Raw genomic sequence first — 21,037 nt, forward strand, 5'->3', positions numbered from 1 at the left:
GATCTCCTTCAGGACTCCGCGCAGGCTTGCAGAGGCTGGCTTAACGGGGTGCAAAGGCGCATCCATCGAGCAGCCTCTGCGCTCGCCGGGCATGGCCCGGCGCTACCATCCGGGCGCAGGTGCACGCATACTGCGGGCACCAGGGAATGCTGAACACCGCCATACGTCGGACGACCACCAAGGTCGGTACGGGTTGGTTCCAGGCTGCAGCCCGTCGTCCCCCTCGTGGTGCCGTTCATCGCCACTGGATGCCTACATCCATTCTGCGGAGGGGTCTAATGCTGGAACGTCACGGGCTGTCACTGGCGCTGGGCTGCGCCATTCTCGCGATCCTGTTCGGAATCGTCTCGGCGCGCTGGATCCTGCGCCAACCCACCGGCAATGAACGCATGATCGCGATCGCCACCGCGATCCAGGAAGGTGCGCGTGCCTATCTCAACCGCCAGTACCTGACCATCGGCATCGCCGGCGTGGTGTTGTTCGTGCTGGTCGGCATCTTCCTCAGCTGGTACACCGCGATTGGATTCGCGGTCGGTGCGGTGCTGTCCGGCGCCGCCGGCTATATCGGCATGAACGTCTCGGTGCGCGCCAATGTGCGCACCGCGGAGGCGGCGCGCCACGGCATCAGCGCGGCGATGGATGTCGCCTTCCGCGGCGGCGCGATCACCGGCATGCTGGTGGTCGGGCTGGGCCTGCTGGGCGTGGCCGGTTATTACGCACTGCTGCTGCGCATGGGCCTGCCGATGGAGCAGGCGCTGCACGCCCTGGTCGGGCTGGCGTTCGGCTCCTCGCTGATCTCGATCTTCGCGCGGCTGGGCGGCGGCATCTTCACCAAGGGTGCCGACGTCGGTGCCGATCTGGTCGGCAAGGTCGAAGCCGGCATCCCCGAGGACGACCCGCGCAACCCGGCGGTGATCGCCGACAACGTGGGTGACAACGTGGGCGACTGCGCCGGCATGGCCGCCGACCTGTTCGAGACCTATGCGGTGACCGTGATCGCCACCATGCTGCTGGGCAGCCTGATGCTGGCCGAGGCTGGTGCCAATGCGGTGCTGTATCCGCTGGTGCTGGGCGGCGTATCGATCATCGCATCGATCATCGGTGCGTTGTTCGTCAAGGTGAAGCCAGGCGGCTCGATCATGGGTGCGCTGTACAAGGGCGTGATCGTCTCCGGCGTGCTGGCCGCGATTGCGTTCTACCCGATCACCACCGGGTTGATGAGTGACAACGCACATGGGCCGATGGCGCTGTATGGCTGCGCGTTGATCGGGCTGGTGCTGACCGGCCTGATCGTGTGGATCACCGAGTACTACACCGGCACCCAGTACAGGCCGGTGCAGCACGTGGCCCAGGCTTCAACCACCGGCCACGGCACCAACATCATCGCCGGCCTCGGCATTTCGATGAAGTCCACCGCGCTGCCGGTGGTGGCGGTGTGTGCCGCGATCTGGGGCGCATTCGCGCTGGGGGGCCTGTACGGCATCGCCATCGCCGCCACCGCGATGCTGTCGATGGCCGGCATGATCGTCGCCCTCGATGCCTACGGCCCGATCACCGACAACGCAGGTGGCATCGCCGAAATGGCCGAGCTGCCCTCGGAGATCCGCGACATCACCGATCCGCTGGATGCAGTGGGCAACACCACCAAGGCGGTGACCAAGGGTTACGCGATCGGCTCGGCGGCGCTGGCGGCACTGGTGCTGTTCGCCGACTACACGCACAACCTGCAGGCAGCACATCCCGGGCAGGAATTCCGTTTCGACCTCAGCGACCACACGGTGATCATCGGCCTGCTGATCGGCGGCCTGATTCCCTACCTGTTCGGTGCGATGGCGATGGAAGCGGTCGGCCGCGCCGCCGGTGCGGTGGTGGAAGAAGTGCGCCGCCAGTTCCGCGAGATCCCCGGCATCATGCAGGGCACCGGCAAGCCGCAGTACGACAGGGCAGTGGACATGCTGACCCGCTCGGCGATCCGCGAAATGATCGTGCCGTCATTGCTGCCGGTGGCGGTGCCGGTGGTGGTCGGCCTTCTGCTGGGGCCGCGCGCGCTCGGAGGCCTGCTGATCGGCACGATCGTGACCGGCCTGTTCGTGGCCATTTCGATGACCACCGGCGGCGGTGCCTGGGACAACGCCAAGAAGTACATCGAGGATGGGCACTTCGGCGGCAAGGGCAGCGAGGCGCACAAGGCGGCGGTGACCGGCGATACCGTCGGCGATCCCTACAAGGACACCGCCGGTCCGGCGATCAACCCGCTGATCAAGATCATCAACATCGTGGCGCTGCTGCTGGTGCCGTTGCTGTAGATTCGCGCCATGCGTGGATGGCGGGCTTGACGGGGTCAGAGCCCTTTCCTGGGGAAAGGGATCCGACCCCGATGGCGGTCACCGCCCGCGCAGAAAGAACGACACCGGCACCATCACTTCCACCGGGTCGCCGGCCACTTCGGCCGGCGGCGCCGGTACCGGGCTTGCCCGCTGCACGGTGTCCAGCGTCTCCTGGTCGAGCAGCGCAAAGCCACTGCTGCGGCCCAGTTTCAGCCCCGAGACCGCGCCGTCGCGGGCCACGGCAAAGCGCACGTAGACCACGCCCTGCTGGCGCAGCCGCTCGGCCTGGCGTGGATAGCGCCGGTGCTTCTGCAGATGCCCGAGCAGGCGTCCTTCCCAGCTTGCCTCGGCAGGACTGCGCTCGCCGGCCGTGGTCTGCGGTGCGGTGTAGCGTGCGGCCGCGTTAGCCGCCACCTGCGGCGGTGCGCTGGTCTGCGCGACATTGGCCTCGGCGGTGTCCGGCGAGGGCGTCGGCTCCGGTGTACGCGGCGGTGGCAGCTCGCCCTGCGGCTGCACCGGCGCCTTGGGCTGTTCACGCACGGCCGGCGTCGGCGCCTGCCGCTGCTGTTGCTGCTGCAAGGGCCCGGTGGCGACCTCGCGCGGCGGTACCGGCGGTGCCTGCGCCATCGGCGCCAGTTCCAGCATCAGCGCCGCGGGCGGCGCCGTTGCAGCCAGCGCTGGCGCACGGGCCGCCCACCAGCAGGCCGCGCCGATCAACAGCGCATGCACCAGCAGCACGATCGCCAGGCTGGTCGCCCAGCGCCGCAGTCCACTCATCGCGCGCCCTGCTCCAGGCCGACCAGCGCCACCTTCAGGTAACCCGCTGCACGCAGCACATCCAGCGTGGCCATCAGTTCGCCGTAGGGCACACGGGTATCGGCACGCAGGAAGATGCGCTGCGTGGTGTCACTGTGAGTGGCCGCCTGCAATGCAGCCGCCAGCCCGTCGCGCGCCACGGCCTGTTCACCAACGCGCAGCGACAGATCGGCCTGCACGGTCACATACACCGGTGCCTGTTCCGGCGGCGTGGCGCTGGCACTGCTGGCCGGCAGCTGTACCGGTACCGACACGGTGGCCAGCGGTGCGGCCACCATGAAGATGATCAGCAGCACCAGCATCACGTCGATGAAGGGGGTGACGTTGATCTCGTGCGCTTCTTCGGGTGCATCGTCACGGTCGGACGCGGTCCTGATCGCCATCGTCGAGCCTCACTGCACCGCGCGCAACGCCGTCGTTGCGGTGCGTGGTGCCGTGCGATCGAGATCGCGCGAGACCAGCTGCTGCACGGCCGCCGACAGATCGCCGAGCAGCCCACGCAGGCCAGCCAGCACGCGGCTGAAATGGTTGTAGACCAGTACTGCGGGAATCGCCGCAACCAGGCCCAGCGCGGTCGCCAGCAGGGCCTCGGCGATGCCGGGCGCGACCACCGCCAGGTTGGTGGTGTTGCTGTGGGCGATGCCGATGAAACTGTTCATGATGCCCCACACCGTGCCGAACAGGCCGACGAACGGCGCCACCGCGCCGATGCTGGCCAGCACGCCGATGCCGCGCCGCTGCATGCGCGCGGTTTCCAGTTCGATGCGGTCCAGGCGCGAGGCAACGCGTTCCTTGGTGCCATCGCGGCTGTCCAGCTCCTGCGACAGGCGCAGTTCGGTTCGCGCCGCGTCCAGCATGGCGAGTGCGGTGCCCTGCTGCAGGCTGGCCTCCGCGCTCCCGCCGGGCAGGCTCGGCGCCTGCAGCAACAGCGCACGCGCTGCACGCAGCTGCCGGCCCTGGCGGGCCAGCTCCCAGCCCTTGGCCAGCAGCACGGTCCAGGTGGCCAGCGACGCCAGTGCCAGTGCGATCATCACCGTCTTCACCACCACGTCGGCGGCCAGGTACATGCCCCACGGGGTCAATGCGGGGGCGGCCACAGGGGCCAGGTCAGCAGGCAGCATCGTCTCGGTTTCCATCAGCATCAGGGGTCGCGGCGCGGCGGCGGGCCGCGCGCGGATCATTGGCATCGTCGACTTCCACGAGCGGATTGGGCTCCAGCCGTGGCGCCGGGCGGCTGAGCACGTAGCCGGCGCTGACCGCGAAGAACAGGCCCACGCCCAACAGCAGGCGCCACGACGGGTGCGCGCCCCAGCAGAACAGCGCGAAGCCCACCGCCATGCCGGCGCTGGCGAACGCCTTGCCCTTGCGCGACACCGCGCCCTGCTCGCGCCACAGCCGCAACGACGGGCCGTAGCGCGGATGCGCCAGCAGGCGCTGCTCGAACTTCGGCGAACTGCGCGCGAAGCAGCCCACGGCCAGGATCAGGAAGATGGTGGTCGGCATCACCGGCAGCAGCGCGCCGATCACCCCGAGGCCGACCATCAGCCAGCCCAGCGCGAACCAGAGCCAGCGCATCAGCGTTGCGCCTGCGGGCGGGCGCCGTGCATCAAGCAAATTCCACTTCGACGTGGCCGTGCACGCTGCGGAACGCCGCGTCGGCCGCGTCGATCACCTGCTGCTCCTGCCCGGCACTCAGCGGTACCGCGTCCAGCGCGGCGGTGAACTCACGCCAGTGGCGCGCCGCGCCATCGGGGTGCGCGGCCAGGTGGCGGGCGCCGAAATCACGATCCAGGCCGAGCTTGGCAGCCATCTTGTACAGAATGGTGCCGCCCAGGTTGGAGCCTTCAGCCACATACAGCCATCCCAACGCGGCGGGCAGCGCCAGATCGGACGGCAACGGTGCGATGTCGGCCCCCGGCAGGGTCTGCTCCAGGTCCTGCAGGTCGCGCGCGACCTGTGTCAGGCGGCGGCGCTCGCCCAGGTCCGGCAGCAATGCGTCTAGCGCAGGGTTGGCATACAGCGCATCGATGCTGCGATGGAAGCGATACTGCACGCGCAGGAAACGGGCGAAGTTGCTGCGGTCGGCGAAGATGTCGCCGGCCATGATGCGCTTGTCCAGCGCACCATGGCTGTCGCGGGTGGCGGCCTTGAGCCGCAGGCTGCGGCTGTCTTCAGGGGCGATGTGTGCGTTCATGGGGGATGCCGAGGGGGTTCGTCCTGCTGTAGACGTTCGCCACGGGGCTTTCCCCAAGGCTATGTGCACCGATAATGGCGCATCCCTTCTTCCCGCAGGAACCGACGATGATCACCACCGAACCGCGCATGACCAACCTGTTCCTGCAGCTGGGCCTGGATGCCAGCGCCGAGGGCATCGCCCGCTTCATCCGCGAACACCAGCTGGCCACCGACGTCGAAGTGGTCGAAGCACCGTACTGGAACGATGCCCAGCGCCAGTTCCTGTCCGAATCACTGCAGGCCGATGCGGCATGGACCACGGTGGTGGATGAGCTGAACGAGTCGCTGCACGAAGATGCGGTGAAGGCGGCGACCGGGCTGTAACTGCCTGGAGGAAGGCGCCGGGCATGGTCCGGCGCTACCGTTGTCTCCCGCAGGGGCCAGAGCCCTTTCCCCAGGGAAAGGGATCCGACCCCGACGATCAGTACTTCCAGGTCAGCGCCAGCCGCGCGGTACGGCCCGGGGCCGGCATCACGCCCAGAGCAAGCGGGTCCAGATAGTAACGGTCGGTCAGGTTGTCCACGCCCGCTTCCACCGACAGCTGGTCGTTGAAGCTCCAGCTGGCGAACAGGTCGACCAGGGTGGTCGGCCGGTACAGCTGCTGGATCGCCGACAGGCCCACGTTCCAGTCCTTGTCCAGCTTGCTGATCGGACCGGCGTTGTGGATCACGCGGGTGCCGAAGGTCAGGCGCTCGTCGAACAGGCGCGAGCCCAGGGTCAGGTTGACCATGTAGCGTGGCGGGTTCTGCGTGTTGGTGTACGAGCCCTCGAAGCCGCCGTCCACGCAGTTGGGCGTGTTGGCCAGCTCGTCATTCCTGCGCTGCGCACCGTAGGCGCGTCGCTCGGCGGCGATGTCCGGCGCGCAGGTCTTGGCCTTGAAGTAGTAGTGCGCGGACAGATCGGCAAACACTTTGCCGCTGTCATAGCTGGACTGGAACTCCATGCCCGAGACCTTGAACTGGTCGACGTTGCGGATCAGTCCGGCCGACAGCGTGCGGTAGTCACGGGTGATCAAGTCGTCGATGCGGGTATCGAAGTACGCCAGCTTCAGCGCCAGGCGATCGCCGGCGGTGAACAGGTCATAGCGGATGGTGCTGGCACCGATCTCCCAGCTGCGCGCGCGCTCCGGCTTCAGTTCGCCGACCGGTTTGGCGGCGGTGAACAGGCCCAGCGTGGTCTCGAACAGGCTCGGCAGCTTGGTGCCTTCGGCGTACTTCACGTAGACCATGGTGTCTTCGTTGAAGCGGTAGGCCACGCTGGCGGTTGGCGAGAACGCGCTGTCGCGGCGCCGGATCGGCTGCGACCAGCTCCAGCTGACCGGCACCTCCAGGTCCTGCGCCTTGCCGGCGTCGTAGAAGTTCCAACCACCGATGTCGCCCACCGTGCCCTTCTTGTACGGTGAAGCCAGCAGCGATTCCTGGGTGAAGTTGCCGTTGGCATCCGGGTACCAGTTCAGCAGCGCGATGCGCTTGGCGCGCCACGAGGGCAGTGCCGGGTTGCCGTTGAGCAGTTCGGTGTAGCGGTACTGGCCCTGCACCTCGTAGGCATCGGGCGTGGCCAGGCGGTTGCGGTCATGCACATCCACGCGGTTCCAGCGGCCACCGGCCAGCAGCTCCCAGTGCTCGTCGGGCTGCCACTTCAGCGAGGCCACGGCACTGTATTCCTTGCGCTCGGCGTTGCGCAGGAAGCGGTTGTTGACCAGATCGTCGTGCATGATCGGTGCCGAGCTGCCCGGGGCGATGTCTTCGTCGCTGTAGGACAGGCCGTAGTCGAGGGTGAACGCGCCGGCACGAGTGTCGAACGTCGAGGTGTTGCTGGCGTCCAGGCCGAAGCGTTTCTGTCGCAGCGGATTGCGGTAGGCATCCTTGTAGCCGGGGTCGCCGCTGAAGCTGGGCGCGTCATACCACTCGGTGCGGCGATCGAAGTACCACGGCGTGATGCCGGTCAGGCTGTTGTACATCACGCTGTCGGTGTCGGTGTAGTAGGCATTGACGCGCAGGTCGATCAGCTCGGTGTCCGGGTTGAAGCGGTAGCGCAGGCTGTAGCTGTCCATGTCGACATGGCCCGGATCCCATTGCGGAATGCGGTCACGATCCACGCGGATGATCTGCGAGGCCATGATCTCGCCAGCGGTGCCTTCATAACGGCGGTAGCCGGCCTCCAGGGTCTGCGCGTCGTCGATGCGCCAGGTGCCCTTGAGCAGCGCCGATTTCGAGCGCGACGAGGTATTGAACACCTCGGTACGCGGCGGATTCAGCGGCGCCAGCGTGCGCCGGGTCTGCGGGAAATCGTCGTAGCCATGCTTGCCGGAGAAGTAGTTGCCGTTGTCGCGGTAGGCGTAGGCAGCGACCAGATCGAAGCGGTCCCAGTGCCCCGCGGCGGCGACGTTGAAGAACTGGCTGCCTGTAGCACTGCGATCAGTACGCGGCGCGGCACTGTAGGACGGCAGGTTGTTGGCGCTGCCGTTGGCCAGGCCACCGCGCACGCGCACGCCGAAGTCGCGGCCCTCGCGCAGCACGTCACCGATCTTCAGCGTCTCCATCTCGACCACGCCGCCGATGCCGCCGGAGGCGTTCGCCTGCAGGCTCGGGCCCTTGGTGATGGTCAGGCTGGAGATCAGATCCGGGTCGAGGTAAGTACGCTGTGACTGGCCTGCGTAGCCTCGGTAGGTGTCCATGCTGGACTGGCCACCGTCGATGATCACCGGCACGCGGCCCTGGCCCTGGATGCCACGGATGTTGACGTCGAAGCCGTTGCCCACGCGCGGATCACCAGCGGTGACACCGGCCACGCCCTTGACGATGTCGCCGTTGGAGGTACCGCGGAAACGCTCCAGGTGCGTGCGGTTGAGCGTGGTGGTGGAGCCCACGCTGCGGTAGCTGTCAAGCAGGCGCGCTTCATCACTGGTCGCACCGCTGTCGACGCGGTCGCCGGCCACGCTCAGCGTGTCGGTGACGATCACACCGCTGTCGGCCTGCACCGGCGTTGCCGCCTCCAGCGTGACTGCATCGGCGCTGACCCGGCGCACCGCCAGGCCACTGCCCTGCAGCAGGTGCTGCAACGCCTCGTTGGCCGACAGGCTGCCGCTGAACGCGCGCGAGGTTACGCCACGCGCCAGCGACGCGGGGTACACCACCTGTACGCCGGACTGGCGCATGTAGCTGCGCAGCGCGTCATCCAGCGGTTGCGCCGGAATGTCGAAGCGCTGCACGGCAGCGTGGTCGCCGCTGGCGCTCTGCGCCAGCACGGGCGGCGCGGCACTGGCCAGACCGGCCGCGAGCAACGCGATGCACAGGCGGGACGGGCGCAGCACGCGGCCCGGACGATGGGAGTCGAACATGGGGGAACCTGTCAGGTAATCGGTGCCGCGGACGCGGCGTCATCCGCAACACGGGCGGACACGGCGACGTACGTGGCGGCGGCGGGTACGTTCGCGGACTAAGACGGATGAAATCGTGGCAACCCCAAGGGCAATTGCGGTCGCGGCAGGTGCCGGCCGTTGGTCGGCCGGTTGCAGTGGTGGGTGCCCACCGTTGGTCGGCCGGTTGCAGTGGTGGGTGCCGACCGTTGGTCGGCACAGGGGGAATGGCGTCGATCTACCGATGGACGATGGCCACGCCGAGCGGCAGCCGGGTCACCTGCAATCCGGCCGTCGCAGCCAGCGCATCCAGTGCCTGTTCCGGGCGGTCGATGCGCAATGCTGCACTGACCGCCGGCAGCTGCGACAGATCACCACGCACGAAGGTCGGGCCAGCGCGATAGCGGCCCACCCTCTGTACCGCATCTGCGACGCGGGCCTGTTCCAGCAGCAGCTCGCCCTGGCGCCAGGCGCCGACGCTGTCGGCCGCCAGGTCCGCCAGTCGCGTTACACCGCTGTGCTCACCATAGGCCGCGCGCTGGCCCTGTTGCAGGTAGGTCCAGCCACCGTCAACCGGGTTGGCCACACGTACCCTGCCCTGCCCGACCTGGGCTTCCACCCGGCCATCGCCCCGCGCAACGGTGAACGCGGTCGAGATGTCCTCTACCACGCCATTGCCGGCGCGCACGCTGAAGCGCCGCTGTGCGTCCGCAGTGACCTCGAACCAGGCACGACCTCGCAGCAACTCGACCTCGCGCGCGTTCGCATCGAAGCGCACGGCAATCGCGCTGTCCGCATCCAGCACGGCGCGACTACCATCGGGCAGTCGCACGCTCTGCACGAAATGCGTACTGCGATGGTCGGCCTGCAGGCGCAACCAGGCCTCGGGCCACGCCACCAGCACCGCCAGTGCCGCCGCGGCGGCCACCGCCCAGCGCAGCCGCCGCGGCCGACGGCGCTCGACCGGCGTGGCTTGCGGGCGCGGCCCCACACTGCGCCACAGCGCGCGCTCCTGCTCGAAGGCCCGACGGTGCCCCGGCTGTGCCAGCCAGCACTCGAACTCGCGCATGCGCCCCTCGCCGATGTCCCCCGAGGCCAGCCACGCGATCCAGCCCCGGGCCTGTTCGGCCAGGGCGTCGTCATTGGCGGCGGGCAGTGTGTTTGGCGGGCTCATCGGCTGGCGGGCAGGCGCATTCAAGCGCGGGCGGGGGAACTAGACCGCATCCACGGTCCAGTGATCAAGACGTTTGCGCGAAGGCCAGCCCCAAGCTGGCGCGATCATCGACCGCTGCGCGCCCAGGCCAGGCGTTGCAGCGCGGCGCGTACGTGATTCTCCACCGTGGTCACCGATACCCCAAGGCGACGCGCGATCTCGGCCTGGGTCAGGCCCTGCAGTCGATTGAGACGGAAGATGGTGCGGGTCGGCTCCGGCAGATGGCCGGCCGCGTCGAGTACCCGCTGCAGCTCGTCCTGCGCCATCGCCTGTTCCTCGGTCGAAATCGCCTCATCCGGCCCCCACAGGTAGTGATCGGCCAGCAGGCGGTTGCGTCGGGTCGACTCGCGGCCGTGGTCGGTGGCCAGGTTGGCGGCCAGCCGGTACAGGTAGGCGCGCGGATTGTCGATCGCCTGGCTGTCATCGACCCCACGGGCCTTGAACCACACCGCCTGGATCACGTCCTCGGCGCCGTTGTCGCCCCCCAGGATGCGTTGCACCCGGCGCAGCAGCGCTGGCCGCTCGCGGATCAGCAGTTCGGTGAGGGAGACGGCATTGGAGGACATGCGCGGAGCCGGGACGACAGACGGGAGCCGCCGCGCATGCTACTCCGTTAATGCGAATCAGTCACGTTCGCATCATCCGCAGGGTCATAGGCAGTCGGTCAACCCGTCATAGACATGGGTCCGGGTGCCGGGCAGCGTCGCATGCAGGGCGTCGTACCCGGTTGCTGCATCCCACACAGCCAGCAGCTCGGTCAGACGGGTTCCCGGTGCAATCGGGAGCACGCAGGCATAGCTCCCATGGTCGACGTTGATCTGCCCGGTCTGTTGCACCTGGGTATAGCTTCCAGCGAAGGTCCAGATGCAGCTACCCACCACGCCGGTGGTTCGATGCACCGAACAGCGCAGACGCATGGACCGGAGGTTGTAGTACTGCCCTTCGCAGAAGGTGTCGCCGCAGATATCGTCGAAGCCGCGCACCAAAAGGCGCTCAGCGGCAAGGAAGCGCTCGCGGCCGGCCGCCGGATCGGGATGGTCACGGGCATCCACATAGGGCGGCGCTGCCTGGGCGCCCGCTGCCATCAGCAGCCCACAGGCCAGCCATCGGGCGGGGAAGATGCGCATCAGCCCACCCTCCCAGTCTTCCGGATGCAGTCCGGCAGTGCATCGAACAGGCCATGGTCGAGGCCGGGCAGAGCGGCCGTCAGACCATCGGGCGCTTCCAGCGAAGCATGGAAGGCTTCTACGGGCACACCCGGCTGCAGCTCCACCGGACAGGCCCAACGACCATTGTCGACCTGCACTTCACCCGTGTCGGCCTGCACGACCAGCTCGCTGGCCGCCACCACCCACACGCATCGCTGCACCGTCCCGCGATGCGCCAGCACCGCGCAGCGGAACTCCATCACCCGGTAGTTGCTGTACTCCCCCTCGCACCAGGTATCGCCGCAGAGCCTGTCGAATTCACGCACGAGGGCGGCCTCCAACCCATAGGCGCGTTCCCAGTTGGCCTCGGGCGCGGGGTAATCGATCAGGTCCACGTGCAGGCCGCGGGCGAGGACAGGCAGGGATACCAGCAACAGCACGGCCCCGATGCATCGGGCATACCAGGACATGGCAGGACTCCTTGGAAATGGGCATCCAGCCTGCGCCAGCACGCCCCCCGGCCCCATCAGCCCAGGCCGTAGTGCCCCGTCAGGCCTTGCCGCGCGGGCGGGTCGGCGCCCTCCCCCTGCACAGCGCCCGGCAAAGGCATAAAATGGTGAGCTGTCCGTCTATATCCCCCACCTGGAGCACACCATGGGTCTGGAACTCGTCTCGCCCGGCAAGAATCCGCCGGAAGAAATCAACGTCATCATCGAGATCCCGAAGGACTCGGAGCCGGTGAAGTACGAAGTGGACAAGGAAACCGGCGCGATCTTCGTCGACCGCATCCTGTCCACCCCGATGCGCTACCCGTGCAACTACGGCTACGTGCCGAGCACCCTGTGTGGCGATGGCGATCCGGCCGACGTGCTGGTGGTGCTGCCGCTGCCGCTGGTGCCGGGCTCGGTCGTGCGCTGCCGTCCGGTCGGCGTGCTGAAGATGAGCGATGAGGCGGGCAGCGACGAGAAGATCCTGGCCGTGCCGGTCTCGAAGATCTTCAGCGGCTATGCGCACGTCGAAGACATCGCCCAGGTCTCGAGCCACTGGCTGGAGCGCATCGGCCACTTCTTCGAGCACTACAAGGACCTGGAGAAGGGCAAGTGGGTCAAGCTGGACGGCTGGGGCGGCGCCGCTGAGGCCAAGCAGATCCTGGTCGAGGCGCACCAGCGCCATCTCGACAGCAAGGCCTGAGCCTGAGCCTGAGCCTGAACCGGATCGCTCCGGCGGTACCCTGCCGGAGCGATGCGGGTCACGTTTCATGACGACGGCACATCACTCTTGCTGCCGTATTAGGTAAATTGCGTCACTTCACACGTCATCGACATCCATCGTCGAGACAGCCAGGGGAATGTGTCGTGCGTATTCTGCTTGTTGGGGATGCAGCCAGCCTGCCGGCCGAGCTGACCGAATTCATTGCCGATCTTGGGGAAGACTGGCAGCCGTTGACCGCCACCGATGGCCAGGCCGCGATGACCGCGGTGGCCACGCAGGGCGTGGACGCGGTGATCGTCTGCCCGCAGTTGCCCGATCTCAATGCCACCACGCTGCTGGGCCAGATCCGGACCTTGCGCCCGGAGACCATCCGCATCGCGCTGGTCGATGCGCAGCATGGCAACCGGCCACCGCCGGCGCGCCTGATCGGTGTTGCCCACCGCTTCCTGCCGCTGCCGCTGGCGCCGGAAGTGCTGCTGGAGGCGCTGACCAGCCTGGAAGAACTGCGCGAAGTGCTGGACAGCCCGCGCCTGCGCGATGCCATCGGCCGTATCGAGAAGCTGCCCTCGCCGCCGCACCTGTACCTGAGCCTGACCCAGGCCCTGGAGCATGACGACGATGCCGACAGCGCCGATGTAGCCAAGCTGGTCGCCGCCGATCCGGCGATCGCGGCCAAGGTGCTGCAACTGTCGAACTCCGCGTTCTTCAGCCAGGGCCGCACCATTGCCGACCTGCGCACCGCAGTGACCCGGCTGGGCCTGGCGACGCTGCGCGACCTGGTGCTGGCCAGCGAAGTGTTCTCCGCACCGACGCTGTCGGCCGCCGAGCGCAACTCGCTGCAGCAGCGTGCACTGCTCGCTTCGCGGCTGGCGGCACGCCTGCTGCCCGAATCCAGTGCCGAACTGGGGGCGACCGCCGCGCTGCTGGCCGACATCGGCCTGCTGCTGCCGGGCGTGCGCAACGAGCGCAGCGAGCCTTCGCTGGCCGGTGACACCCGCCCCGGCCATGCCGAGGCCGGCGCCTACCTGCTGGGCCTGTGGGGCCTGCCGATGCCGATCATCGAAGCGGTGGCATTCCACCTGCAGCCGCAGCGTGCCAACACCCGCAGCTTCTGGGTGACCGGCGCGGTGCACGTGGCCCTGGCGCTGGTCAATGGCGATCCGGTGGACGAGGACTACCTGCAGCGCGCAGGCGTGCTGAACAAGCTGCCGCAATGGCGCGAACACGCCAACGCGCTGATGGGGCTGGTGCCCAGCGACGCCTGAGCGCGTTGCACGATTGCCGAAGGGCAGAGGGCGCACCCGCAAGGTGCGCCCTTTCTGCATCTGCGGGTCCCGCAGGCCGTCCTGCACGCAACGACGGCACTGCGACCGGCGGATGACCGGCGGCTTGCCGCTGGCCAGGCACTGCTGGCGGACTCTTCGCAGAAAAAAAGAGGGCGGACCTTGCGGTCCGCCCTCCTCCTGTTGCTACCGCACTTCGATGGATCAGAAGCGCTGGGTGTACTTCATGTACAGGAAGCGACCCACGTCGAAGCCGCCGTAGTAGGCGAACGCCGAGTTCGGAGCCGAGTACTGCAGCGAACCCTTGTGGTCGAACACATTGTTCGCGCCCAGGGCGACGGTTGCATCCCACGGCGCCTTCCAGCTGACCTGCAGGTCGTGGAAGGTGTTGGAGCCAGTGTGACGCAGCGGATCGCTCTCGCCGTTGGCCATGTGGTTCGGGGCATCGCACCAGCCGTCGTCCAGCGAGATGCAGCTTTCCTTCATGCCGGAGTAGTAGCGCGCGGTGTAGTTCACACCGAAGTCGCCGTACTGCCAGTTGACGCCCAGGTTCGAACGGACGCGGAACAGGCCCGGCTCGCTGACGCGGCCGATCATGATGTTGTTGCCGGCGCTGTCCTGGCCCTGCTCGTCGTACTTGGAGGTGTAGCTGGTGGTCCAGTCGATGCTGAACTGACCGATGGCCAGTTCCGGCAGGCGGTACTTGACGCCCAGGTCGTAACCTTCGGTCTTCATCTTGCCGAGGTTGGCGGTACCGTAGGTGATCGCACTGACGTGGCCGTCAGCCGCACGGGTCACGCTCGAGCAGCGATCGGCATTGCCCAGCACGTAGCAGTCACGCAGGATGCGGTCAACGCTGTCAGCGATGATCATGTCGCTGATTTCGTACTTGTACCAATCCAGCGACAGGTCCAGGCCCTGCACCCAACGCGGGCTCCACACCAGACCGAAGGTGGTGCTCTTGGAGGTTTCCGGCTTCAGGTTCGGGTTGGCACCAGAGATGAACTGGTCACCCGACTGGCACGGCAGAGTCGAGCATTCCTTGCCACCTTGGCCCAGCTGCACGTAGTTGGCCGGCACGCCTGCGCCGGAGCACGCGGCATTGCCGGCAACGCTGCCCGGAGCCTTCACGCCGCACGGATCGATGTACGACTCGAAGCTCGAGCTCAGGCCACCGTACAGATCGCTGATGGTCGGAGCGCGGAAGCCCTCGGCGTAGGTGCCGCGGACCAGCAGCTCGTCGAGCGGACGCCAGGTCAGGCCGAACTTGCTGTTGGTGGTGCCACCGAAGTTGCTGTAGTCCGAATAACGGCTGGCAACGTTCAGGGTCAGTTCCTTGGCGAAGGCCATGTCGGCCAGCAGCGGCACGTTCAGTTCGAGGTAGACCTCATTCAGATCGTATTCGCCGCGGGTCGGCTTCTGGCCCAGGCCGGTGGACTGGCCCGACTGTGCGAAGGCGTCCGGCACGTAGCTGCCTTCTTCCTTGCGGTGCTCGACACCCAGGGCGAAGCCCAGGTCACCGGCCGGCAGGGTCACGATGGAACCGGACAGGTTGGCGGTGAAGCTGGTGGTCTTGGTGACACCACGGGTGGTGAAGACCGGGAACAGGAAGTCCTGCAGCTCCTGGTTCGCCAGCGAGCCCTGGCCATCAACGCCGTACGGCAGCAGCGGGTTCCACGGACGGCAGTCGCCCAGGATCGGGTTGGCGGCGGTACCGCAGCGGGCAACGCCACCGGCATCGATGAACGACGGGCCCAGCGCCTGGCGTGCACCGATCAGGCTCATGTCACCACGGTTGCTCTTGATCGACTCGTTGCGGTTCCACAGCGCGCCGACATCCCAGTCGAAGGTCTTGCCGCCCAGCTCGAAGAAGCCGGTCAGGGTCGGAGCGAAGCGCAGGGTCTTCAGCTGGCTGTCAGTGGTACGCGGCACTTCCCACAGGCGACGGCGGAAGCTGACGTCCTGGCCCACCGGGTTGAAGGCGCTGGCGGCCGACAACGGGGTGTTGATCGACTTCGAAGCGGACTGGTACGGGTAGCCGGCGATCTGCTGGAACGTCTGGCGCTCGTTGTAGAGCACGTCGGTGTTCAGGCTGATCGAATCGGTGAAGTCGTAGGTGCCGTTGATGTAGACCGACTTGCGCTTCACACCGGTGAGCAGGGTCATCTGCTCGTTCGAGTTGGCGAACTCGTCTTCGGTGATCGCGTGGTAGTCGTTCGGGTTCTTCGGATTGCCACCCGGGTTCAGGGTCTGCCACACGGCGCTCGACTTGCTGCAGTCATACAGCGCCGGGTTGCACCAGCTGCCGTTCTGGCTGATCGGGCTCCAGTCAGCCGAGGTCGAGTTCGGACCCAGCGAGCCGTCACGGCTGTACCAGCGGTCCTTGGCCCACACCGGGTCCTGCTTGGAGTACTCGGCCGACAGGGTCAGGCTGCCGCGCTCGCCGCGGGCACCGAGGGTCATCGAGTAGGTTTCGGTGTCGCCGTCGCCCTTGCCGTACTGGCCGACGTAGACGTTGGCTTCGCCGCCGTCGAAGTTCTTGCGGGTGATCACGTTGACCACGCCGGCGATGGCGTCGGAACCGTAGATCGACGAAGCGCCGTCCTTCAGGATCTCGATGCGCTCAACGGCCGACATCGGGATCTGGCTCAGGTCCTGCAGGCCCGAGGTGGAAGCGCCCAGGCGCTTGCCGTTCATCAGCACCAGGGTGCGCTCGGCGCCCAGGTTGCGGATGTCGACGTAGTAACCGCCCACGTTCTCGCCCGAAGCCAGCGACTCCGAACGCGAGATGGCCGGGGAGCCGGCCGAGGTCAGGTTGTTCAGCACGTCGGCGACGCTCGAGAAGCCCTGCTTTTCCAGGGATTCGCGGGTCATCGTCAGGATCGGCTGCTGGGTCTCCACCGAGGCGCCGCGGATGCGCGAGCCGGTGACCGAAATGCGGTCCAGGTCGGTGGTGCCCTTTGCTTCCTGAGCCGAAGCAAAGGCCGGCGCCAGCGCCAGCGCAATGCCGGCCGGCAGCAAGCCGAACCGCACTGCGGGATTACGAACGTTCATCTATCTCTCCAAGGTACGTGTTAGCAGCGTGTTAAAACACCCCAGCACGTTACGATTGCGTTGCAGCGCTGTATTTGCGCGAACCAACCGGAGACTTTGCGGATTGTGGCGGGAGCAAGCCGCCGTTCTCCCTGAAGCGCGATGCGGACTGGCCGTAGCGGGCGCGGAACGCACGCGCGAAGCTGCAGCAGTTGTCGAAGCCACTGGCGGCGGCGACCTCGCCCACCATCATGTCGGTGTCGCGCAGCAGGTCGGCGGCGCGCTCGAGGCGCAATCGCGCCGAAAGCGACTGCGGGCTTTCCTCGTACAGGCTCTGGAAGGTCTTGGAGAGGTACCAGCTGGAGAAGTTGGTCAGCTCGGCCAGTTCGCCGATGCGCACCACCCGGTGGCTGTTGCCTTCCAGGTACAGGCGCGCACGCTGCATGCGGCCGAACACCTGGCGCTTGCGGCTGCGCGAGCGGCCCGGGCAGCGCTGCACGTTGTCGGCCAGGCCACGCTGCAGGCCAGCCAGGTGCAGCAGCAGCGGGCGCAGGGCCTGGGCCGGCTGGCCGCTGGCCAGCGCATCGCGCCACAGGCGCAGTGCCACGCGGGCGTCACTGCGGTTCATGCGGCCACGACCGGCATACAGGCCGCAGTCGGCCATCTCGGTCAGCACACGAAGTGCTTCGACGTTGAGGTTCAGGCCGACGCACAGCCCGTTGCGACCGGCCTGCACCAACGGCCGCGATTCCTTTTCGAAGGCGATCCACTCGCCCTGGCGCAGGCGGAAGCGTCCTTCCTTGGCTTCCACCCACGAACTGCCACGCACCTGCATCCAGACGGTGAAGCTGGAGCCGGCGGTCTGCAGGCTGCCCAGCCGGGCCACACCCAGGCAGGTCGGCGCGACATCATCGAGCGACCGGTCCAGGGAGACGGTTTGGCCGCGATCGGCCAGCGAGAGTTGACGCATGGGGGCACCACGGATTTGCCTAGTACAGGGCTCCGTTTTGCCTAATCAGGCGGCACCGCGTCAGGAAAGTCAGACGAGATCGCCACGAATTCGCGACGAGATCCTGACGAAGAAATTACGAAGGTCCATTTCCCTTGAACAACAACAACTTGGAGAACGCCGGGAACAGTGCGGGCGGGCGTTCGGGCAACCGCATCACGCCGATGTCGGCGCCATCGCTGACCGCCATCGCCACGAACAGGTCACGTCCGTCAGTGCTGGCGCTGAGCCCGTTGCCCGCGCTGAGCCGCTCGGCGTCCAGGCAGCGTTCGGGCTCCTCGCGGCCGGGCTGGATGCGCACGAGCGTGGTGCCACAGGTCGTCGAGGTTCCAAGGTAGCCGATGCCACTGTTGCCGGCCACGGTCCAGGCCCGGTATCGCCAGCGGCTGGGCCGGTCATCGCTGATCTGCTGCACGCTGCCCGACGACAACGCCGCATCGACCGACCACAGGCCACCGGCGGCAAGGCGGGTGAACAACACGCGGCCACTGCTGCGGTCGAAGCGCGCCTGCGACACCCCGTCAATGCTGGCCAACCGGCGCCACGGCTGGGTGCTGCGGTCGAACAGGCTCAAACGGGTGCGCTGGTCGGCATCGCGTTCGACCACAAACAGCTGCTCCGGCGACGCGCCATACAGCGCCTGCAGCGGCTGTTCGGCCGGTACCGGCAAGGGTTGCAGGCGTTCATCGCGTGGCGCGATCTCGTAAACCACCGTGCGCCCGTGCGCGTCGCGGCCAACCACGAGCAACTGGCGGCTGTCGGCCGACCAGTCCGGTGCCTGCCGCGCTTCCGGCCGCAGGCCTTCGATGGGGCGCAGCGAATCCGGTCGCTGCATGTCGGCCCACCATAGGGCGAAGCTGCCGGAGCGATCCGAGGTGAAGACCAGCTGGCGGCCATCGGGCGCTGCCATCGGCTGTCCATCGCGGCCACTGGAGGCAAACAGGCGCTCAGGCGCGCCACTGCCCTGCATCGGCACCTTGAACACGCCGAACTGCGCGCGCCGGTGGACGAAGGCCAGCATGCCACCGCGTCGCGACACGGCCGGCCACTGCGCATCATCCAGGCCGGCATCGCGCAGCGTGTGCCGCTCGACGTCCAGGTAGTAGAGCCGCGCCTCACTGTCGACGCGGCGGCCGAACACAATGGTGCGGCCGTCGTCCAGCCAGGCCCAGCCGCGCAGTTCTGCCGCCTCGTTGGTCAACTGCTCGGGCGTACCGCCCGCGGCCGGCACCCGCCACAGATCGCCCAGCTGCGGGTTGCGCACGAACACCAGCCATTGCCCGTCCGGCGAATAACGCGGCGCGTAATCGAAGTCATCCTGGTCGACGCTGTAGGCCAGCGCGCGCCATTCGCCGCTGGCCAGGTCGAGCACGCGGATGCCACGGTGGGCGTAGCGCCCGACCATGCTGCCGAACACCAGGCCACGACCATCGGGCGTCCAGTCAAAGCTGAGCAGCTCGGTGCCATCGCAGCGCGTGGCCTGGCGCAGTGCGCCACCGGTAGCGCTGGCGATCAGCACCTGGCAACCACCGTCGGCGGAAAACCGTGCGAAGGCGATCTCGCGACCGTCCGGCGACCAGTTCGGGAATCGATCGACGGCACCGGCCGGCGGCACCAGCAACTGGCGCGCCGGCGCATTGCCCGAGGTCTGCACCTTGATCGCACCGCCACCGTTGCCATCTTCGTTGGCGCCCTCATATGCCACCAGCGAACCGTCTGGCGACAGCGTGGGATAGGTTTCAAAGCCACTGGTCGCGGTGATCAACCGATAGGGGCGTTGCGGGCTGCCGATCACCCGCGTGCCGTTCTCCACGGCAGCCTCCACCGGTGAACTGCTGGCCGGAGCGCGGCGCAGCAGCAGCGTTGTCATGACCAGCAGCGTGGCCAGCATCAACACGCCCAGCGCCAGCAGCACGCGGCGGCGGACATGGCGCCAGCGGCGGCGCGATTCCTGCGCACGCGGGGACGGCACAGCAGCAGCCGGTACCGGCTGCACATCCACGCGTTCGTCGTCAGACCCTGCCGAGGCCGATGGCTCCGCATCGTCCAGCACCTGTACCGGTACCAGAAGCCGATAGCCCGTCTTGGCGATGGTCTCGATATAGGCCTGGCCGTTGTCGTCGTCGTTGCTGAACGCCTTGCGCAGCTGGGTGACGGCCTGGGTCAGCACATCGTTGGTCGGCAGCGTGTCCGGCCACACCTCGGCGAACAACTCGTCGCGGGTGACAACGCGGCCCGGCTGCCGCAGCAGCACGCGCAGCACGCCCAGCGCCTTCGGCGTCAGCCGGCGCGGGCGGCGTGCACCAACGACCTCGACTTCGCGCGAGGACAAAGTGACGGTGCACTCTCCTATCCGTATCCGATCGGATACGGGGGGCTGGATTTCGCTGCTGTTCATTTTCTGCTACACAGTTGAGACAGGTCCCGGGCAGTGTTTGCCTTCGATACCGCCCCGTCCTGGGAACAGCGAAAAGCCAGACTCCGCACAAAGCATCGGCGCATACCGCAAAAACAATCGAGCGCGCGAATACTAGCCTATGCAGGTTACCTCGCCTATCGCGTGGTCGACATCAGGCTCTCTCTCGCCGACGCATTCACATAATTTGCGACACCATTCGCGCCCTCTTGGGCGCGAAATTTTTATCTGGCGTTCATTTTCACATGCGCCGCAGCATGGTCAATCCGACCAGTCGCGAAACCACCAAAGCCACGTACATCACGCCGGAAAACTGCTCCAGCATGACCAGTGCGCGTGCCTGTGGATGCAGTGGCACCACGTCACTCAAGCCGACTCCAGACAACAAGCTGAAGCTGAGATAAAGCAGTTCCATCCAACTGCGCTGCCCGCCCCCGCCGGTGCCCTGGAAACTGCCCGGATACCACTGCTGGCACACGGCGAATGCGAATGCGAATGCCCACGCCAGCAGGGTGAAGGTCGCGCCTGCGGCGAACAGTTCGTCCCGGGTGACCTTGTGGTCCTGGAGCATGTAGGCGATCAGGGCGCCAGCCGTATAGAAGTACAGCAGGCTCTCCAGCAACTGCGCGGTGGTCAGCAGTGCCGTGCGGTCGAGCAGAGCTCCGGCCAGCGAGAACACCACCGAGGGGATGGCCAGCAGCAGCGCCAGCCACGTACCCAGCGGACTGCGCTGGACCACCCACAGCGCCAGGCCGAGTACCGCCATGCCGAACATGCCCAGTGCCGCGCGGCCCGCGGCGGTGTCATCCAGCGCGGGATACAGCATCACCGCCAGCAACTGCGCGCCCAGCAACCAGGCCGAAGGATGGCGGCGGGCAATGGCCAGCCAACGCGTGGTCATGGCAACGGGCATGGCGTCCTTCCCTTGGGCGATGGACGGAGCATAGCGGGGTACAGCGTGATGAGCGGTAGTGCCGGCCAACGGCC

Annotated in this window: 18 protein-coding genes; 4 read left to right on the plus strand and 14 right to left on the minus strand. The window is 67.3% G+C overall.

The features are described from left to right. Positions 1–278 precede the first annotated feature (278 nt). Positions 279–2,306: a sodium-translocating pyrophosphatase gene (locus tag B9Y82_RS14915; RefSeq protein ID WP_100473830.1), complete on the plus strand. Its 2,028-nt coding sequence runs from the start codon at positions 279–281 to the stop codon at positions 2,304–2,306. Between the two features lie 78 nt (positions 2,307–2,384). On the opposite strand, the gene B9Y82_RS14920 is transcribed toward B9Y82_RS14915, so the two are convergent. Genes B9Y82_RS14920 through B9Y82_RS14940 form a run of 5 tightly spaced genes read right to left on the minus strand, consistent with a single transcriptional unit; the run spans position 2,385 to position 5,337 of the window. Then, positions 2,385–3,104: an energy transducer TonB gene (locus tag B9Y82_RS14920; protein ID WP_100473831.1), complete on the minus strand. Its 720-nt coding sequence runs from the start codon at positions 3,102–3,104 to the stop codon at positions 2,385–2,387. Then, positions 3,101–3,526, minus strand: coding sequence for a TonB system transport protein ExbD (gene exbD, locus B9Y82_RS14925; RefSeq protein WP_100473832.1), 426 nt, complete (start codon positions 3,524–3,526; stop codon positions 3,101–3,103). Before exbD ends, B9Y82_RS14920 begins: the two co-directional genes overlap by 4 nt. A 9-nt stretch (positions 3,527–3,535) precedes the next feature. Further along, positions 3,536–4,264 carry a tonB-system energizer ExbB gene (exbB, locus tag B9Y82_RS14930; protein ID WP_238381614.1) on the minus strand — a complete coding sequence of 243 codons (729 nt, stop codon included), beginning with the start codon at positions 4,262–4,264 and terminating at the stop codon, positions 3,536–3,538. Next, positions 4,251–4,718 carry a YbaN family protein gene (locus B9Y82_RS14935; protein WP_100473834.1) on the minus strand — a complete coding sequence of 156 codons (468 nt, stop codon included), beginning with the start codon at positions 4,716–4,718 and terminating at the stop codon, positions 4,251–4,253. The genes exbB and B9Y82_RS14935 overlap by 14 nt, the downstream gene beginning before the upstream one ends. Positions 4,719–4,749: 31 nt before the next feature. Then, positions 4,750–5,337 carry a biliverdin-producing heme oxygenase gene (locus B9Y82_RS14940; RefSeq protein ID WP_100473835.1) on the minus strand — a complete coding sequence of 196 codons (588 nt, stop codon included), beginning with the start codon at positions 5,335–5,337 and terminating at the stop codon, positions 4,750–4,752. 107 nt (positions 5,338–5,444) lie between these two features. Between B9Y82_RS14940 and B9Y82_RS14945 the strand changes: the two genes are divergently transcribed. Continuing rightward, positions 5,445–5,702: a DUF2789 domain-containing protein gene (locus B9Y82_RS14945; RefSeq protein ID WP_006390068.1), complete on the plus strand. Its 258-nt coding sequence runs from the start codon at positions 5,445–5,447 to the stop codon at positions 5,700–5,702. 97 nt (positions 5,703–5,799) lie between these two features. Here B9Y82_RS14945 and B9Y82_RS14950 read toward each other — a convergent pair whose 3' ends face one another. From B9Y82_RS14950 to B9Y82_RS14970, 5 genes are all read right to left on the minus strand, one after another. Continuing rightward, complete coding sequence (locus B9Y82_RS14950) at positions 5,800–8,718, minus strand: TonB-dependent receptor (RefSeq protein ID WP_100473836.1); 2,919 nt, start codon at positions 8,716–8,718, stop codon at positions 5,800–5,802. 256 nt (positions 8,719–8,974) lie between these two features. Beyond that, complete coding sequence (locus B9Y82_RS14955; protein WP_100473837.1) at positions 8,975–9,910, minus strand: FecR family protein; 936 nt, start codon at positions 9,908–9,910, stop codon at positions 8,975–8,977. Between the two features lie 104 nt (positions 9,911–10,014). Then, positions 10,015–10,515, minus strand: coding sequence for an RNA polymerase sigma factor (locus B9Y82_RS14960; protein WP_100473838.1), 501 nt, complete (start codon positions 10,513–10,515; stop codon positions 10,015–10,017). Positions 10,516–10,599: 84 nt separating this feature from the next. Then, positions 10,600–11,076 carry a hypothetical protein gene (locus B9Y82_RS14965; protein ID WP_100473839.1) on the minus strand — a complete coding sequence of 159 codons (477 nt, stop codon included), beginning with the start codon at positions 11,074–11,076 and terminating at the stop codon, positions 10,600–10,602. Continuing rightward, entirely contained in the window at positions 11,076–11,567 is a 492-nt protein-coding gene (locus B9Y82_RS14970; protein ID WP_100473840.1) for a hypothetical protein, read from the minus strand. The genes B9Y82_RS14965 and B9Y82_RS14970 overlap by 1 nt, the downstream gene beginning before the upstream one ends. Positions 11,568–11,751: 184 nt before the next feature. On the opposite strand from B9Y82_RS14970, the gene ppa reads away from it, so the two are divergent. Then, positions 11,752–12,288, plus strand: a complete 537-nt coding sequence (gene ppa / locus B9Y82_RS14975; protein ID WP_057497596.1) for an inorganic diphosphatase — start codon at positions 11,752–11,754, stop codon at positions 12,286–12,288. Between the two features lie 164 nt (positions 12,289–12,452). Continuing rightward, a complete protein-coding gene (locus B9Y82_RS14980) occupies positions 12,453–13,574 on the plus strand; it encodes an HDOD domain-containing protein (RefSeq protein WP_014038392.1) in 1,122 nt (373 codons plus the stop codon). Between the two features lie 222 nt (positions 13,575–13,796). Here B9Y82_RS14980 and B9Y82_RS14985 read toward each other — a convergent pair whose 3' ends face one another. The 4 genes from B9Y82_RS14985 to B9Y82_RS15000 all read right to left on the minus strand — a co-directional run bounded on the left by B9Y82_RS14985 (position 13,797) and on the right by B9Y82_RS15000 (position 20,963). After that, positions 13,797–16,646, minus strand: a complete 2,850-nt coding sequence (locus tag B9Y82_RS14985; protein WP_100473841.1) for a TonB-dependent receptor — start codon at positions 16,644–16,646, stop codon at positions 13,797–13,799. Positions 16,647–16,695: 49 nt separating this feature from the next. Beyond that, positions 16,696–17,595 carry a helix-turn-helix transcriptional regulator gene (locus tag B9Y82_RS14990; protein WP_049446610.1) on the minus strand — a complete coding sequence of 300 codons (900 nt, stop codon included), beginning with the start codon at positions 17,593–17,595 and terminating at the stop codon, positions 16,696–16,698. Positions 17,596–17,710: 115 nt separating this feature from the next. Further along, positions 17,711–20,032 carry a winged helix-turn-helix domain-containing protein gene (locus B9Y82_RS14995; protein WP_100473842.1) on the minus strand — a complete coding sequence of 774 codons (2,322 nt, stop codon included), beginning with the start codon at positions 20,030–20,032 and terminating at the stop codon, positions 17,711–17,713. Between the two features lie 259 nt (positions 20,033–20,291). Continuing rightward, positions 20,292–20,963 carry an ion channel gene (locus B9Y82_RS15000; protein ID WP_100473843.1) on the minus strand — a complete coding sequence of 224 codons (672 nt, stop codon included), beginning with the start codon at positions 20,961–20,963 and terminating at the stop codon, positions 20,292–20,294. Positions 20,964–21,037: the final 74 nt, after the last annotated feature.

Source organism: Stenotrophomonas maltophilia (assembly GCF_002799155.1).
In the GTDB taxonomy this organism is placed as follows: Bacteria; Pseudomonadota; Gammaproteobacteria; order Xanthomonadales; family Xanthomonadaceae; genus Stenotrophomonas; species Stenotrophomonas maltophilia_R.